Genomic DNA, 16113 nt, shown 5'->3' on the forward strand with positions numbered 1-16113 from the left:
AATTTCTATTTAAATAGTGGACTAACTGGTTTTCTTTCGTGAATACGAACCATAGCATCACCAATCAATTCGCTAGCAGTGATGTATTGCACGTTTTTAGGTTTTCTACTTTCTGTCAAAACAGAATCTGTAACCAAGATTTCCTTAATATTTGTTGCATCTAATAACTCTGCAGCACCGTTAACGAATAGTCCATGACTTGAAACCGCGTAGATTTCAGTAGCACCATCGCGTTCCAAAATTTTAGCAGCTTCAGAGAAGGTACGGCCAGTGTTCAGAATGTCATCGATTAAGATTGCTTTCTTACCTTCAACCTCCCCGATAATGTAACCTTGGCTACGTTCAGAATCATCTTGTGCATAATCAATGATAGCAATCGGAGCATCAAGATATTCTGCAAGACTACGCGCACGTTTTACACCAGAGTTTTTAGGACTAACAACAACCACATCTGAACCAGTTAAACCTTTATCGCAGTAATGTTTTGCAAAAAGTGGGATAGTATAGAGGTTATCTACAGGAATGTCAAAGAATCCTTGAACCTGAACGGCATGGAGGTCAAGAGTCAATACACGACTAACTCCAGCTTTGACCAGCATATTTGCAACCAGTTTTGCAGTAAGTGGTTCGCGTGAAGAAGCGATACGGTCTTGGCGAGCGTAGCCGAAGTATGGAAGTACAACGTTAATGGTATTTGCACTAGCGCGAACACAAGCATCAACCATAATCAAGAGTTCCATCAAGTGGTTATTTACTGGATAACTAGTTGATTGGATAATATAAACATCGTATCCACGAACACTTTCCTCAATATTAACTTGGATTTCACCATCTGAAAATTGGCGTGAAGATACTTTTCCAAGTGGAACACCTGCAGCATCTGCGATTCTTTGAGCAATTTCCTGGTTGGAAGATAGTGCGAAAAGTTTCATGTTTTTTGTATCTGACATCGATAAACCGTCCTCTTTAAACTAAGTGAATCGCTATAGTGAGACACTTTCAGTGATAAATGCTCTCTACAACAGATTCTATTATTTTTCATCCCTTTTATTTTATCAAAAAAAGAAGATTATTTCAGTATTTTTTCATATTTTCTATAAAACGAACCAATTTTGAAGGAGCTTTTTTGTAATGGATTTCATTGGCTTGTAAAAATTTTTGGAAATCAAGACTACCTTGGTTGCCATCTTCCACTTCTAATTCAAGCTCATAGTCAACAATATCAAAGTATTGGCTTTGATCAAGAGCCATGAGGCCGATAGGAGTTTGCTTTTCGTAGCGAACAGTAGTTAGGCAACCTAAAACTACCCAGCCACTGGTTGAAAGTCCACGGCTAGTCAATTCGTCAAGAATCATTCCTTGTGGAAGTTTACATTCTTTAAGACAATGGTTTGCTTCCTCAAGGCTTAGATCTTGATTGTACTCCATATTTCCAACTTTTTGGGGAATTTTTATGGTCAATTCAGCACTATTTTCAAAAGTACGAATGCGCATAGCGATTTTATGTTTGCGAAGGTAAAAATCAGGCGTGTCTAGGTAGTAATTTTTTTGTGTAATAGGTGTGACTCCTGAAAAGTGATCCTGCAATCTTTGATATTCATCCTTGTTTAGAAGTGTTTTCATTTCAATTTCTAAATGTTTCATTTTTTTTACTTTTTCCTTATCTTTGAAAGCGATTGTATGGTATAATAAGCATTGTATTTATTGTATAAGATTTTTCCTAGAAAATCAAAAACTAGATAAATCGAAGTGTATAGAGAATTGGATGAAAAAGATATATGATTACAGAATGGGAAGAATTTTTAGATCCTTACATTCAGGCTGTCGGAGAGCTGAAGATAAAACTCCGAGGTATTCGAAAACAATACCGCAAACAAAATAAACATTCTCCAATTGAGTTTGTAACTGGTCGAGTCAAACCGATCGAAAGTATAAAAGAAAAAATGGCTCGTCGAGGGATTGGATACGATACGTTGGAACAGGACTTGCAAGATATTGCAGGTTTACGCGTCATGGTTCAATTTGTAGATGACGTGAGCGAGGTTGTTGCCATCCTTCGTAAGAGGCAAGACATGAGAGTGGTACAAGAACGTGACTACATTACTCATCGAAAGGCTTCAGGCTATCGTTCTTACCATTTGATTATTGAGTATACAGTTGATACGATCAAGGGGGCAAGAACGATTCTGGTGGAGATTCAGATTCGTACCTTGGCTATGAATTTCTGGGCTACCATCGAGCATTCTCTAAATTATAAATATCAAGGGGATTTTCCAGAAGAAATTAAGAAACGTCTGGAAATCACAGCAAGAATCTCTCACCAATTGGATGAAGAAATGAGTAAAATTCGTGATGATATCCAGGAAGCACAGGCACTCTTTGATCCATTGCATAGAAAGTTAAATGACGGGGTAGGTAATAGTGACGATACCGATGAGGAATACAGGTAAACGAATTGATCTAATCGCTAATCGCAAACCTCAAAGTCAAAGAGTCTTATATGAATTAAGAGATCGACTAAAAAAGAATAACTTTATATTAAATGATAAACATCCCGATATCGTGATTTCCATAGGTGGGGATGGGATGCTTTTGTCTGCTTTTCACAAGTATGAAGACCAGCTGGATAAGGTTCGCTTTGTTGGTGTTCACACTGGTCATTTAGGTTTCTATACAGACTACCGTGATTTTGAACTGGACCAATTGCTTACTAATTTACAGTTGGATACTGGGGCTCGTGTGTCTTACCCACTGTTAAATGTAAAGATATTTTTGGAAAATGGAGAAGTGAAAATTTTCCGAGCTTTGAATGAGGCTAGCATTCGGAGAGCTGATAGGACTATGGTTGCCGATATTATTATTAACCAAGTGCCATTTGAACGTTTTAGAGGAGATGGCCTGACGGTATCGACGCCAACCGGGAGTACAGCCTATAATAAATCTCTTGGTGGAGCTGTTTTGCATCCTACTATTGAGGCCCTACAATTAACAGAAATTGCGAGTCTCAACAATCGTGTCTACAGAACTTTAGGTTCGTCTATCATTGTGCCTAAGAAGGATAAGATTGAATTGATACCGACTCGCAATGATTATCATACGATTTCTGTTGACAATAGCATTTATTCTTACCGTAATATTGAAAGAATAGAATACCAAATAGACCACTACAAGATCCACTTTGTCGCAACTCCAAGTCATACTAGTTTTTGGAATCGTGTCAAGGATGCCTTTATTGGTGAGGTGGATGAATGAGATTTGAGTTCATTGCTGACGAACACGTTAAGGTAAAGACCTTTTTAAAAAAGCATGAAGTCTCTAAAGGTTTGCTAGCCAAAATCAAGTTTCGAGGTGGAGATATTCGCGTAAACGGTCATCCACAAAATGCAACCTATCTCTTGGATATAGGAGATGTGGTTGTCATCGACATTCCTCCTGAGGAAGGTTTCGAGACACTGGAAGCCATTGATTATCCACTGGATATTCTGTTTGAGGATGATCATTTCTTGATTTTAAACAAACCCTTTGGTGTGGCATCAATTCCGAGCGTCAATCATTCTAATACCATAGCTAACTTTATCAAGGGCTACTATGTGAAACAGAACTATGAAAATCAGCAGGTTCACATTGTAACCAGACTAGATCGAGATACTTCGGGTTTGATGCTTTTTGCGAAACATGGTTATGCTCATGCTAGACTAGACAAACAGTTGCAAAAGAAAGCCATTGAAAAGCGCTATTTTGCTCTGGTTAAAGGAGATGGTTTTCTGGAACCTCAAGGTGAGATTATTGCACCGATTGCCCGTGACGAAGATTCAATCATTACTAGACGAGTTGCAAAAGGTGGTAAGTATGCCCATACTTCCTATCGTATAGTGGAGTCTTATGGCAATATTTATCTAGTTGATATTCGACTGCATACAGGAAGGACACACCAGATTCGTGTCCATTTCTCCCATATCGGTTTCCCTTTGCTTGGTGATGACCTCTATGGTGGTAGTCTTGAACATGGCATAGAGCGTCAAGCTCTGCATTGCCATTACTTATCGTTTTATCATCCTTTTCTTGAAGAGCAGTTGGAGATGGAAAGTCCACTGCCGGATGATTTCAATACTCTTATAACTCAGTTATCAAATAATAATTTATCTTAAAAGGAGTCAAAACTCATGGAAGTTTTTGAAAATTTAAAAGCCAACCTAGTTGGTAAAAATGCACGTATTGTCTTGCCTGAAGGTGAAGAACCACGCATTCTTCAAGCAACAAAACGCATCGTAAAAGAAACAGAAGTTATTCCTGTCCTACTTGGAAATCCTGATAAAATTAAAATCTATCTTGAAATCGAAGGAATCATGGATGGTTATGAAGTAATCGATCCTGCACATTATCCTCAATTTGAAGACATGGTAGCATCACTTGTAGAACGTCGTAAAGGAAAAATGACTGAAGAAGAAGCTCGAGAAATCTTGGTTAAAGACGTGAACTATTTTGGTGTTATGTTGGTATACATGGGCTTGGTAGATGGAATGGTTTCGGGAGCTATTCACTCTACTGCGGCAACTGTTCGTCCAGCCCTTCAAATCATTAAAACTCGTCCAAATGTTAGTCGTACTTCAGGTGCCTTCCTTATGGTTCGTGGCACTGAGCGTTACCTATTTGGTGACTGTGCCATCAATATCAATCCTGATGCTGAATCTTTGGCAGAAATCGCAATTAACTCTGCTATCACAGCTAAGATGTTTGGTATCGAACCAAAAATTGCAATGCTAAGCTATTCAACTAAAGGTTCTGGTTTTGGTGAAAGCGTAGATAAAGTTGTTGAAGCAACTAAGATCGCTCATGATCTTCGTCCTGACCTTGAAATTGATGGGGAATTGCAATTTGATGCTGCCTTCGTTCCAGAAACAGCTGCTCTTAAGGCGCCAGGAAGCAAGGTTGCTGGTCAAGCAAACGTCTTTATCTTCCCAGGTATTGAAGCAGGAAATATTGGTTACAAGATGGCAGAACGTCTTGGTGGCTTTGCAGCAGTTGGTCCAGTATTGCAAGGTTTGAACAAACCAGTTAATGACCTTTCACGTGGATGTAATTCAGACGACGTCTTCAAACTTACTCTTATCACAGCAGCCCAAGCTGTACACCAATAAAATACAAGATAGCTCCTTTTCTCTTAAAGGAGCTTTTCGTTGAATTTCAAATCTAAAGATGATAAAATGTATTTACAAATCATCTTTACAAAGAGGTATTAATCATGGCAAGTACTCAACCTGTTAATTTTAGAGCAGATTCGACTCTTTACCAACAAACGAAAGAAATCATAGCTGATGAAAAGTTAACCCTATCAGATATTTTTAATGCTGCACTTCGTAAAATTGCGACAGGTGCAGTTGATCCTAAAGAGTTCGTATTTAGTGATTTACAAGAGACTCAATATCAGGTTGCTTTTGAAGACTTGAAAAAGGAAATCTTGATGGGACATAAAGAAATTGAGCAAGGTAAACTAACGTCTTTGGCAGATGTAAGAAAGGAATTTGGACTTGACTAATCATAAGCGTTACCATGTTTCTCTTACGGATCAAGCTAAGAAAGACTTGAGAGAAATACATGATTATATTGTACTGAATTTTTACAGCCAGCAATCTGCCGATAGTAAACTAGACCTTATTCTAACGGCACTAGAAACTTTAGAAACCTTTCCAGAAGCATGTCCTTTGGTTTCAAGTCGAGGTTATGGTGAATTAACAGATGACGGAAAACGTTATCGATATATGCCAATTGAAAATTACTTAGCTTTTTATTATATCGACAAATATGAGGTTTATGTCTCCAGAATTTTAAATTCCAAGCAGAATTGGGCTAAGTTATTCAATAAGTAGAGGTAAAATTTTTTAAATTTTTTTGAATCATTTAGTCCCACTCTTTGTCCCCCAAAGAAAGGAAGTTTTTAAAATTGAAATACAAATTTCTATTATTCGACCTCGATCACACCTTACTCGATTTTGATGCTGCTGAGGATATAGCTCTGACGCAACTCTTAGAAGAAGAAGGAGTTGCGGATATTCAAGCCTATAAAGACTATTACGTTCCAATGAACAAGGCTCTCTGGAAGGACTTGGAGCAAAAGAAAATCAGTAAACAAGAGCTGGTTAACACGCGCTTTTCTCGTTTATTTGTTCACTTTGGACTGAAGAAAGACGGTAGTTTTCTGGCCCAGCGTTACCAATTTTACTTAGCTCAACAGGGACAAATTCTTTCGGGTGCTCACGAACTCTTGGACAGCCTCATTGAGCGTGATTATGTCTTGTATGCTGCGACAAATGGCATTACTGGCATTCAGACGAGGCGTTTGGCTCAATCGGGTCTGGCACCTTATTTCAATCAAGTTTTTATCTCTGAACAGTTGCAAACACAAAAACCGGATGCTCTCTTTTATGAAAAAATCGGTCAGCAGATTGAAGGTTTTAGCAAAGAAAAGACGCTGATGATTGGAGACTCTCTAACTGCCGATATTCAAGGTGGAAATAATGCTGGCATTGATACCATCTGGTACAATCCTCATCATCTGGAAAATAAGACACAAGCTCAGCCAACTTATGAAGTTCATTCTTACAAAGATTTGCTGGATTGCTTAGATAAACTGTAAAAAGTGGTTTAGGTAGCCACTTTTTGCTATAATAGAGGCAGTATTAACGAAGGGGGCGGCTATGGAACACTCATCTTGGCATGCTTTGATTAAAGAGCAATTACCTGAAGGTTATTTTGGGAAAATCAATCACTTTATGGAGCAGGTTTATGCTCATGGGACTGTTTATCCGCCTAAGGAAAAGGTTTTTCAGGCTCTTTTGACGACTCCACTGGAAGAGGTTAAAGTGGTAATTCTAGGCCAAGATCCCTATCATGGGCCTGGTCAAGCTCAGGGCTTGAGTTTTTCAGTTCCAGATTCTATTCCAGCACCTCCTTCTTTGCAAAATATTTTAAAAGAACTTGCGGATGATATTGGGGTAAAACCGTCTCATGACTTGACCTCTTGGGCCGAGCAGGGGGTCTTGCTTCTCAATGCTTGCTTGACGGTTCCTGCTGGTCAAGCAAATGGTCATGCCGGTCAGATATGGGAACCTTTTACAGATGCTGTGATAAAGGTCGTCAATAATTTAGATAGACCAGTGGTTTTTGTACTCTGGGGTGCTTATGCACGTAAGAAGAAGTCCTTGGTTAAAAATCCTCAACACTTGATTATCGAATCAGCCCACCCGAGTCCCCTTTCCGTTTACAGAGGATTTTGGGGTTCCAAGCCTTTTTCCAAGGCCAATGCATTCTTAACAGAGACAGGACAAGAGCCGATTGATTGGCTTAGATAAGGAGAGAATATGCCTCAGTTAGCGACAATTTGCTACATTGACAACGGGAAAGAGCTACTCATGCTTCATCGCAATAAAAAGCCTAATGATGTCCATGAAGGGAAATGGATCGGTGTAGGTGGAAAGTTAGAACGGGGGGAAACTCCACAAGAATGTGCTGCTCGTGAAATTCTTGAAGAAACTGGTCTAAGAGCAAAACCAGTATTAAAAGGAGTAATCACCTTTCCAGAGTTTACACCAGACCTTGACTGGTACACCTATGTATTTAAGGTAACTGAGTTTGAAGGTGAGTTGATTGACTGTAATGAAGGAACCTTAGAATGGGTTCCTTACGATGAGGTTTTAAGTAAGCCGACCTGGGAAGGGGACCATACCTTTGTAGAGTGGCTTTTAGAAGATAAACCATTCTTTTCAGCTAAATTTGTCTATGATGGTGATAAATTATTGGATACCCAAGTGGATTTCTACGAATAAAGGAGTAAAGTGATGTTAGTAATCAAAAACGGCCGTGTAATGGATCCTAAGTCTGGTTTGGATCAAGTCAGTGATATTTTAGTTGAAAATGGAAAAATCGTTAAAATCGCTCCTCGAATCGATGTTGAGGGAGTTCAAGTAATAGATGCTACTGGTCTTGTAGTTGCGCCTGGATTGGTGGATATCCATGTTCATTTCCGTGAACCTGGTCAAACTCATAAAGAAGACATTCATACGGGAGCACTAGCAGCAGCTGCAGGTGGATTTACAACTGTCGTTATGATGGCTAATACTAATCCAACGATCTCTGACGTAGAAACCTTACAAGAAGTCCTTCAGTCGGCAGCTAAGGAAAAAATCAATGTCAAGACTGTAGCAACGATTACCAAGAACTTTAATGGCCAAGGTTTGACAGACTTTAAGTCGCTTTTAGAAGCTGGAGCTGTTGGTTTTTCTGATGACGGAATTCCACTTGAAAGAAGTAAAGTTGTCAAGGAAGCCATGGAAGAGGCTAAAAAACTCAACACCTTTATCAGTCTGCACGAAGAAGATCCTGGTCTGAATGGTACGCTAGGTTTTAATGAAAATATTGCTAAAGAACACTTCCATATTTGTGGCGCTACAGGGGTTGCAGAGTATGCAATGATTGCACGTGATGTCATGATTGCCTATGCAACAAAAGCCCATGTTCATATCCAGCACTTATCCAAGGAAGAAAGTGTTAAGGTTGTGGAGTTCGCTCAAAATATGGGAGCAAACGTAACTGCAGAAGTAGCACCCCAGCATTTTTCTAAGACTGAAACTCTTCTTTTGACTAAAGGAAGTAACGCTAAGATGAATCCACCTCTTCGTCTGGAGTCTGACCGTCGTGCAGTTATTGAAGGACTTAAATCTGGAGTCATTTCTGTCATTGCTACTGACCACGCGCCTCACCATGCTGACGAAAAAAATGTTGAGGATATTACCAAAGCGCCATCAGGTATGACAGGCTTGGAAACTTCTTTGTCACTAGGTTTAACCTATTTGGTGGAAGCTGGCGAGTTGAGTTTAATGCAATTGCTAGAAAAAATGACCTATAATCCAGCAAAACTTTATAATTTTGAAGCAGGTTATTTGTCTGAAAATGGACCTGCAGACATTACCATTTTTGACGCTAAGGCAGACCGGATCATAGGATCACATTTTGCTTCTAAATCATCTAATTCACCATTTATCGGTGAAACCTTAAAAGGCCAGGTCAAATACACCATCTGTAAGGGCCAAATCGTTTATCAAGCGGATTAGGAGCTTGAGGATGAATTATTTTCGTAAATTTAGAAATCGTAAACGAAATGCTTGCCATGGAGTATATTGTCCAGCTGCTAACCGTGCTAAAATTCAGTATGAAACCAAGGAAAAAGCTGATCATGCTGTAGAGTATGATAATGGTGGCTTGATTAGAAGCTATTATTGCGCCTCATGTAATTGCTGGCACACGACATCAAAAACTAGTAATCCACCTTTGAGCTTGAGAAAATACGGATTAAAGCTTTTTGGCTTGGATGAAAAGGAGTAGAAAGAGTAGGTATGCATTCAACAGAAACTATTAAAGGCAAAATCATCTTATTTTTAAAAATTTTCTTTCCTATTTTAATTTATCAATTCGCTAATTATTCCGCATCTTTTGTCGATACCACGATGACGGGCCAATATAATACTCTCGATCTAGCGGGTGTTTCCATTGCGACTAGTTTATGGAATCCTTTCTTTACCTTTTTGACTGGAATTGTCTCAGCCTTGGTCCCTATTATTGGTCACCATTTGGGACAAGGAAAAAAGAAAGAGGTTTCTTCGGATTTTTATCAATTTCTTTATTTGGCTTTAGCCTTATCTATCGTACTTTTTGGCTTGGTTTTCTTTTTAGCACCAATTGTGTTACAATTCATGGGACTGGAAGTGGCTGTATCCAGCGTTGCCATACGCTATCTATGGCTCTTAGCAATCGGTATTATTCCTCTTTTACTTTTTAGTGTTATTCGTTCGCTACTTGATACGCTAGGACTGACAAAATTGTCTATGTATCTCATGCTTCTTTTACTTCCTTTAAATAGTGGATTTAACTATTTACTAATATATGGAGCTTTTGGTTTTCCTGAGTTAGGAGGTGCAGGAGCAGGTCTGGGAACTTCCCTTGCCTACTGGGCTTTGTTGCTGATTTCGTTTTTGGTCTTGTTAAAGCATAAAAAGCTCAAGGAATATCAACTCCAAAGACCTATGCCCCTACAAATCAAAAAAATCAAGGAAGCTATTTATCTTGGTCTACCAATTGGTGGAACTGTATTTGCAGAAGTTGCTATTTTTTCAGCCGTTGGCTTGATTATGGCGAAGTTTTCATCATTGATAATAGCTAGTCATCAGTCTGCCATGAACTTTTCATCTCTCATGTACGCTTTTCCTATGAGTATTTCAACTGCTATGGCTATTGTGATTTCTTATGAGGTAGGAGCTAAACGATTAGACGATGCAAAACAGTATATCCATATTGGTCGTTTAACAGCTATGGTGTTTGCAGTTCTAACACTTAGTTTTCTTTACATCTATCGTGAAAATGTAGCCAGACTATATGGTCAAGATCCAGAATTTATCCAACTAACAGCTTCTTTTATGACCTATAGCTTGTTTTTCCAGTTAGCTGATACCTTTGCGGCACCTTTGCAAGGAATTTTAAGAGGTTACAAGGATACGATTGTTCCTTTTTGCCTTGGTCTTCTCGGATACTGGGGCATAGCTATTCCACTGGGAATAGTCTTAGATTACTGGACAGGATTAGGTGCCTATTCTTATTGGATTGGTTTAATTGTTAGTCTGGTGATTAGTGGAATTCTTTATCAGTGGCGTTTACAAGTTATTATGAAAAAATTCAAATAATTTGTTGAAAAATGATGAAAAAACAGCTTGTGAAATTTGTATTTTATATAAAGAAAAGTCTTGATTTTACTGACTTTTCTTTTTTTATATTGTGAAAAATTGCAAGCATATTTTTTGACACTAATTAACCTATAAAGTAAAATAGAACTATAAGAATTTAAACTTAGAAAGGCAAGATTATGTCAACTTTAGATAAAAATCTTTTGCTTGAGATGTTCCGTAAGATGGAAGAAATTCGTCGTATGGACTTAAAAATTGCTCAATTAGTAAAAAAAGGGAAAGTGCCAGGAATGACGCACTTTTCTGTTGGGGAAGAAGCGGCTAACGTAGGAGCAATGTTGGCTTTAAACGACGATGATTTGCTGACATCAAACCACCGTGGACACGGACAAGCCATTGCTAAAGGAATCGATTTGAATGGCATGATGGCAGAAATCCTAGGGAAATATACTGGTACTTGTAAAGGGAAAGGTGGTTCCATGCATATTGCTGACCTAGATGCCGGTAACCTTGGTGCTAACGGGATCGTTGGTGGTGGTATGGGAATTGCCGTAGGTGCAGCCCTTACTCAACAAATGCATAAGACTGGTAAGATTGTCGTCTGCTTCTTTGGCGATGGTGCAACCAACGAAGGTGTCTTCCACGAAGCGGTCAATATGGCTTCGATCTGGAATCTGCCAGTAATTTTCTACTGTATCAATAACGGTTACGGAATCTCTGCTGATATCAAGAAAATGACCAATATTCAGCACATTCATGAGCGTAGTGCTGCATACGGCATTCCTGGAATGTTTATTCCTGACGGGAACAACGTTATTGATGTCTATGAAGGCTTCCAAAAAGCTGTTGAACACGTCCGCTCTGGAAAAGGACCTGTCTTGATTGAAAGTGTCACTTATCGTTGGCTTGGTCACTCTTCATCTGACCCTGGTAAATACCGGACCCGTGAAGAAGTCGAAGAGTGGAAGAAGAAAGATCCGATTGAAAACCTTCGTAAGTATCTGCTCGAGAATGATATTGCGAGCGCAGAAGAATTGGATCAGATCCAAGAAGAAGTAAAAGAAGCAGTTGAAGCTTCAGTAAAATTTGCGGAAGAAAGCCCATTCCCACCACTCGAATCAGCTTTCGAAGATATTTACGCAGACTAAGGGGGAGTAGAGAATTATGGAAACTAAATTAATGTCTTTCCGCGATACCATTATCCTTGCTATGTCTGAGGAAATGCGTCGCGACGAAAATGTATTGTTGATGGGAGAAGATGTCGGAGTTTTTGGTGGAGACTTCGGAACCTCTGTAGGGATGCTGGAAGAGTTTGGTCCAGAACGTGTCCGTGACTGTCCGATTTCTGAGGCTGCGATTTCAGGTGCAGCAGCTGGTGCAGCCATGACCGGACTTCGTCCAATCGTTGATATGACTTTCATGGATTTCTCTGTGATTGCCATGGATGCTATTGTCAACCAAGCTGCTAAGACTCGCTACATGTTTGGTGGAAAAGGTCAAGTGCCGATGACCATTCGCTGTGCTGCTGGGAATGGAGTTGGATCTGCAGCCCAACACTCCCAATCTTTGGAATCATGGTTTACTCATATTCCTGGTTTGAAAGTTGTTGCTCCTGGTACGCCAGCGGATATGAAGGGACTTCTCAAGTCTTCTATTCGCGATAACAACCCCGTTATCATTCTTGAGTACAAATCAGAATTCAACCAAAAAGGGGAAGTGCCAGTTGATCCGGACTATACGATTCCGCTTGGTGTCGGAGAAATCAAACGCGAAGGAACTGATGTCACTGTCGTAACCTACGGGAAAATGCTTCGTCGGGTTATTCAGGCAGCTGAAGAATTAGCTGAAGAAGGCATTTCAGTAGAAGTAGTAGACCCACGTACCTTGGTTCCACTTGATAAAGAAATCATCATTAATTCTGTTAAGAAGACAGGAAAAGTCGTCCTTGTCAATGACGCCCACAAAACAAGTGGATATATCGGTGAAATTTCAGCTATCATTTCTGAATCAGAAGCATTTGATTACTTGGATGCACCTATCCGTCGTTGTGCGGGGGAAGATGTGCCAATGCCTTACGCACAAAATCTTGAGAATGCAATGATCCCAACAGTTGAAAGTATCAAAGAAGTCATTCGTAAAACGTACAACAAAGAATAATACATAATATAAATTATGTAACCTGTTCGTGATTTTATCTTTCATTTTGAAATAGATAAAATGCGACATGAGTGAGTCGAATCGATTCTATTCGACGAACGAATTAGTAAATCTACTAGGTTGACCGCCTGATAGCGGCAACCGTAGCAACCTGAGATACGTGTGTATCCAAGTTGCTTGTAGAATTGAATCCGGACGGAGGACTGTGAAAAAAAGATAGATTTCCTTGTGTTCATCGAACACAGCGTCAATCTCCTATTTTTTCTTTATCCTCTACGTCCTTGATATCTTAGATTAGAGCACGGGCTAAAGTCTGGGTGAAAAAGAGAAACTTTCCTAGAAACTAAAGTTTCTTCGTCAAGTTTCCTATTTTCACTGTGACTTTTGATGCCCTTAGTATCTTATAATAGAATAGGAGAGGTCATGGCTGATGATAAGCTAAGAGCGACTCCTGCAGCTAGAAAATTAGCGGATGATTTAGGAATTAATCTCTACGATATTTCTGGCTCAGGCGCAAACGGTCGTGTCCACAAAGAAGACGTGGAAACATTTAAAGACACTAATGTGGTTCGCATTTCACCACTTGCAAAACGAATTGCCCTTGAACATAACATTGCATGGCAGGAAATCCAAGGAACTGGTCACCGTGGTAAGATTATGAAGAAGGATGTTTTAGCTTTCCTTCCTGAAAATATCGAAAACGATACGATTAAGTCTCCTGCTCAAATCGAGAAAGTGGAAGAAACTCCAGACAACGTAACACCTTACGGTGAAATCGAGCGTATTCCAATGACACCGATGCGTAAGGTTATTGCTCAACGTATGGTTGAATCTTACTTGACTGCACCAACCTTCACGCTTAACTACGATGTCGATATGTCTGAAATGCTTGCCCTTCGTAAGAAAGTCCTTGATCCAATCATGGAAGCAACTGGTAAGAAAATTACTGTTACAGACTTGCTTTCACTTGCGGTTGTTAAGACTCTTATGAAACACCCATACATCAACGCTTCATTGACGGAAGATGGTAAGACAATTATCACTCACAATTATGTCAACCTTGCGATGGCAGTTGGAATGGACAATGGATTGATGACGCCAGTTGTTTATAATGCTGAAAAAATGAGTTTGTCTGAGCTGGTAGTTGCCTTCAAAGATGTTATCGGGCGTACTTTGGATGGTAAACTAGCTCCTAGCGAATTGCAGAATTCTACCTTCACCATCAGTAACTTGGGAATGTTTGGTGTTCAATCATTCGGTCCAATCATTAACCAACCGAACTCAGCAATCCTTGGAGTTAGCTCGACAATTGAGAAACCTGTTGTAGTTAATGGTGAAATTGTGATTCGTCCAATTATGAGTCTTGGTTTAACAATTGACCACCGTGTCGTAGATGGTATGGCTGGTGCTAAGTTTATGAAAGACTTGAAAGCCTTGATTGAAAACCCAATCTCAATGTTGGTTTAGAGAATTTATTTTTAGAAATATAGATAAAGGAAGTAAGATATGGCCTTAGAAGTAATTATGCCAAAAGCCGGCGTGGATATGACAGAAGGACAAATCGTCCAATGGAATAAAAAAGTCGGAGAATTTGTTAAAGAAGGAGAAATCCTTTTGGAGATCATGACTGACAAAGTCAGCATGGAATTGGAAGCAGAAGAAGACGGTTACTTGATCGCTATCCTCAAAGGTGACGGCGAGACTGTTCCTGTTACTGAAGTTATCGGATATCTTGGTGAGGAAGGTGAAAACATCCCATCAGCTGGAGCTCCTGCACCAGAAGCTAGTCCAGCACCTGCAGTCAGCGCTTCAAACGATGATGGTAAGAGCGATGATGCTTACGATATCGTTGTTATTGGTGGTGGACCTGCTGGTTATGTTTCTGCTATTAAAGCAGCTCAATTAGGTGGTAAAGTGGCTCTTGTTGAGAAATCTGAACTTGGTGGAACTTGCTTGAACCGCGGATGTATCCCAACTAAGACTTACCTTCACAATGCTGAAATCATCGAAAATATCGGTCATGCAGCAAATCGTGGTATTGTGATAGAAAATCCTAACTTCACAGTTGATATGGACAAACTTTTAGAAACAAAATCTAAAGTTGTTAATACTCTTGTTGGTGGTGTTGCAGGACTCCTTCGTAGTTACGGAGTTGATGTTCATAAGGGTATCGGTACAATCACTAAAGATAAGAATGTCTTGGTAAATGGTTCTGAATTGCTTGAAACTAAGAAGATTATCCTTGCTGGTGGTTCAAAAGTAAGCAAAATCAACGTTCCTGGTATGGAATCATCACTTGTGATGACGAGTGACGACATCCTAGAAATGAACGAAGTACCAGAAAGCCTTGTGATCATTGGCGGTGGTGTTGTCGGAATCGAACTTGGACAAGCCTTCATGACGTTCGGTTCAAAAGTTACCGTTATCGAAATGATGGACCGTATTGTTCCAGCTATGGATGCGGAAGTATCTAAGAATCTTCGTTTAATCCTTGAACGTAAAGGTATGACTATCTTGACAGACACTAAACTTCAAGAAATCATTGAAGAAGATGGCAAACTTCGTATCAAGGTTGAAGGAAAAAATGATATCATTGCTAACAAAGCTCTTCTATCAATCGGACGTGTTCCAGACCTTGAAGGTATCGGTGAAGTTGAATTTGAATTAGAACGTGGCCGTATCAAGGTTAACGAATACATGGAAACTTCTGTTCCAGGTATCTACGCACCAGGTGATATCAACGGTACTAAGATGTTGGCTCACGCTGCCTTCCGTATGGGTGAAGTTGCGGCTGAAAATGCGCTTAAAGGAAACCACGCTGTTGCCAAATTGAACTTGACTCCTGCAGCTATTTATACACTTCCTGAAGTAGCAGCTGTTGGTTTGACTGAAGAACAAGCTCGTGAAAAATACGATGTTCAAATTGGTAAATTTAACTTTGCTGCAAACGGACGTGCAATTGCATCAGATGCTGCTCAAGGATTTGTTAAAGTCATTGCAGACAAGAAATATGGTGAAATCCTTGGTGTTCATATCATTGGTCCTGCTGCTGCAGAGTTGATCAACGAAGCGTCAAGTATCATCGAAATGGAAATCACTGTTGAAGAAATGCTTAAGACAATCCACGGACACCCAACATACTCTGAAGTTATGTACGAAGCATTTGCTGATGTTCTTGGAATGGCCATCCATTCACCTAAGAAAAAATAAAGATAGATAGTTTAGA

18 protein-coding genes are annotated in these 16113 nt (G+C 39.7%); 16 read left to right on the forward strand and 2 right to left on the reverse strand.

Translation table 11 applies throughout. The features are described 5' to 3' along the window. Positions 1-5 precede the first annotated feature (5 nt). On the reverse strand, positions 6-950 hold the full coding sequence (locus RRU92_RS07340) for a ribose-phosphate diphosphokinase (protein ID WP_045762947.1): 945 nt from the start codon (positions 948-950) through the stop codon (positions 6-8). 124 nt (positions 951-1074) lie between these two features. After that, complete coding sequence (locus tag RRU92_RS07345; protein ID WP_315639161.1) at positions 1075-1644, reverse strand: CYTH domain-containing protein; 570 nt, start codon at positions 1642-1644, stop codon at positions 1075-1077. A gap of 134 nt (positions 1645-1778) precedes the next feature. Between RRU92_RS07345 and RRU92_RS07350 the strand changes: the two genes are divergently transcribed. The 16 genes from RRU92_RS07350 (at position 1779) to lpdA (ending at position 16097) form a co-directional block, all read left to right on the forward strand. Further along, a complete protein-coding gene (locus tag RRU92_RS07350; protein WP_049529686.1) occupies positions 1779-2450 on the forward strand; it encodes a GTP pyrophosphokinase family protein in 672 nt (223 codons plus the stop codon). Further along, positions 2434-3252 (forward strand): NAD kinase, encoded by an 819-nt coding sequence (locus RRU92_RS07355; RefSeq protein ID WP_315640919.1) that lies wholly within the window; start codon positions 2434-2436, stop codon positions 3250-3252. Before RRU92_RS07350 ends, RRU92_RS07355 begins: the two co-directional genes overlap by 17 nt. After that, positions 3249-4148, forward strand: a complete 900-nt coding sequence (locus RRU92_RS07360) for an RluA family pseudouridine synthase (RefSeq protein WP_281335596.1) — start codon at positions 3249-3251, stop codon at positions 4146-4148. The genes RRU92_RS07355 and RRU92_RS07360 overlap by 4 nt, the downstream gene beginning before the upstream one ends. 15 nt (positions 4149-4163) lie before the next feature. Further along, the gene (gene pta / locus RRU92_RS07365) at positions 4164-5138 is read left to right on the forward strand and encodes a phosphate acetyltransferase (RefSeq protein ID WP_315639164.1); all 975 of its coding nucleotides are present in this window, start codon (positions 4164-4166) and stop codon (positions 5136-5138) included. A gap of 104 nt (positions 5139-5242) precedes the next feature. Next, positions 5243-5536 carry an antitoxin gene (locus RRU92_RS07370; RefSeq protein WP_315639165.1) on the forward strand — a complete coding sequence of 98 codons (294 nt, stop codon included), beginning with the start codon at positions 5243-5245 and terminating at the stop codon, positions 5534-5536. Further along, positions 5529-5867 carry a type II toxin-antitoxin system RelE/ParE family toxin gene (locus RRU92_RS07375; protein WP_049509216.1) on the forward strand — a complete coding sequence of 113 codons (339 nt, stop codon included), beginning with the start codon at positions 5529-5531 and terminating at the stop codon, positions 5865-5867. The genes RRU92_RS07370 and RRU92_RS07375 overlap by 8 nt, the downstream gene beginning before the upstream one ends. 74 nt (positions 5868-5941) lie before the next feature. Then, the gene (locus RRU92_RS07380; RefSeq protein WP_315639166.1) at positions 5942-6634 is read left to right on the forward strand and encodes a YjjG family noncanonical pyrimidine nucleotidase; all 693 of its coding nucleotides are present in this window, start codon (positions 5942-5944) and stop codon (positions 6632-6634) included. A 61-nt stretch (positions 6635-6695) separates the two neighbouring features. Beyond that, positions 6696-7349, forward strand: coding sequence for a uracil-DNA glycosylase (locus tag RRU92_RS07385; RefSeq protein WP_315639167.1), 654 nt, complete (start codon positions 6696-6698; stop codon positions 7347-7349). Positions 7350-7358: 9 nt separating this feature from the next. Further along, positions 7359-7823, forward strand: coding sequence for an NUDIX hydrolase (locus RRU92_RS07390; protein WP_001135780.1), 465 nt, complete (start codon positions 7359-7361; stop codon positions 7821-7823). Between the two features lie 12 nt (positions 7824-7835). Then, positions 7836-9107, forward strand: a complete 1272-nt coding sequence (locus tag RRU92_RS07395; RefSeq protein ID WP_315639168.1) for a dihydroorotase — start codon at positions 7836-7838, stop codon at positions 9105-9107. A 10-nt stretch (positions 9108-9117) separates the two neighbouring features. Then, a complete protein-coding gene (locus tag RRU92_RS07400; RefSeq protein WP_315639169.1) occupies positions 9118-9378 on the forward strand; it encodes a hypothetical protein in 261 nt (86 codons plus the stop codon). A gap of 11 nt (positions 9379-9389) precedes the next feature. Next, complete coding sequence (locus RRU92_RS07405) at positions 9390-10730, forward strand: MATE family efflux transporter (protein ID WP_315639170.1); 1341 nt, start codon at positions 9390-9392, stop codon at positions 10728-10730. Between the two features lie 179 nt (positions 10731-10909). Next, on the forward strand, positions 10910-11878 hold the full coding sequence (locus RRU92_RS07410) for a thiamine pyrophosphate-dependent dehydrogenase E1 component subunit alpha (protein ID WP_315639171.1): 969 nt from the start codon (positions 10910-10912) through the stop codon (positions 11876-11878). A 16-nt stretch (positions 11879-11894) separates the two neighbouring features. Next, positions 11895-12887: an alpha-ketoacid dehydrogenase subunit beta gene (locus tag RRU92_RS07415; RefSeq protein WP_049488015.1), complete on the forward strand. Its 993-nt coding sequence runs from the start codon at positions 11895-11897 to the stop codon at positions 12885-12887. A gap of 423 nt (positions 12888-13310) precedes the next feature. Beyond that, on the forward strand, positions 13311-14354 hold the full coding sequence (locus RRU92_RS07420) for a dihydrolipoamide acetyltransferase (protein WP_315639173.1): 1044 nt from the start codon (positions 13311-13313) through the stop codon (positions 14352-14354). A 39-nt stretch (positions 14355-14393) separates the two neighbouring features. Continuing rightward, the gene (lpdA, locus tag RRU92_RS07425; protein ID WP_315639174.1) at positions 14394-16097 is read left to right on the forward strand and encodes a dihydrolipoyl dehydrogenase; all 1704 of its coding nucleotides are present in this window, start codon (positions 14394-14396) and stop codon (positions 16095-16097) included. Positions 16098-16113: the final 16 nt, after the last annotated feature.

The sequence above is a fragment of the Streptococcus sp. DTU_2020_1001019_1_SI_AUS_MUR_006 genome (genome assembly GCF_032340315.1).
In the GTDB taxonomy this organism is placed as follows: domain Bacteria; phylum Bacillota; class Bacilli; order Lactobacillales; family Streptococcaceae; genus Streptococcus.

Coding starts and splice junctions, on each gene's coding strand:
- RRU92_RS07340 (WP_045762947.1), bottom strand. CDS start 950: ATGTCAGATACAAAAAACATGAAACTTTTCGCACTATCTTCCAACCAG.
- RRU92_RS07345 (WP_315639161.1), bottom strand. CDS start 1,644: ATGAAACATTTAGAAATTGAAATGAAAACACTTCTAAACAAGGATGAA.
- RRU92_RS07350 (WP_049529686.1), top strand. CDS start 1,779: ATGATTACAGAATGGGAAGAATTTTTAGATCCTTACATTCAGGCTGTC.
- RRU92_RS07355 (WP_315640919.1), top strand. CDS start 2,434: ATGAGGAATACAGGTAAACGAATTGATCTAATCGCTAATCGCAAACCT.
- RRU92_RS07360 (WP_281335596.1), top strand. CDS start 3,249: ATGAGATTTGAGTTCATTGCTGACGAACACGTTAAGGTAAAGACCTTT.
- pta (WP_315639164.1), top strand. CDS start 4,164: ATGGAAGTTTTTGAAAATTTAAAAGCCAACCTAGTTGGTAAAAATGCA.
- RRU92_RS07370 (WP_315639165.1), top strand. CDS start 5,243: ATGGCAAGTACTCAACCTGTTAATTTTAGAGCAGATTCGACTCTTTAC.
- RRU92_RS07385 (WP_315639167.1), top strand. CDS start 6,696: ATGGAACACTCATCTTGGCATGCTTTGATTAAAGAGCAATTACCTGAA.
- RRU92_RS07390 (WP_001135780.1), top strand. CDS start 7,359: ATGCCTCAGTTAGCGACAATTTGCTACATTGACAACGGGAAAGAGCTA.
- RRU92_RS07395 (WP_315639168.1), top strand. CDS start 7,836: ATGTTAGTAATCAAAAACGGCCGTGTAATGGATCCTAAGTCTGGTTTG.
- RRU92_RS07400 (WP_315639169.1), top strand. CDS start 9,118: ATGAATTATTTTCGTAAATTTAGAAATCGTAAACGAAATGCTTGCCAT.
- RRU92_RS07405 (WP_315639170.1), top strand. CDS start 9,390: ATGCATTCAACAGAAACTATTAAAGGCAAAATCATCTTATTTTTAAAA.
- RRU92_RS07410 (WP_315639171.1), top strand. CDS start 10,910: ATGTCAACTTTAGATAAAAATCTTTTGCTTGAGATGTTCCGTAAGATG.
- RRU92_RS07415 (WP_049488015.1), top strand. CDS start 11,895: ATGGAAACTAAATTAATGTCTTTCCGCGATACCATTATCCTTGCTATG.
- RRU92_RS07420 (WP_315639173.1), top strand. CDS start 13,311: ATGGCTGATGATAAGCTAAGAGCGACTCCTGCAGCTAGAAAATTAGCG.
- lpdA (WP_315639174.1), top strand. CDS start 14,394: ATGGCCTTAGAAGTAATTATGCCAAAAGCCGGCGTGGATATGACAGAA.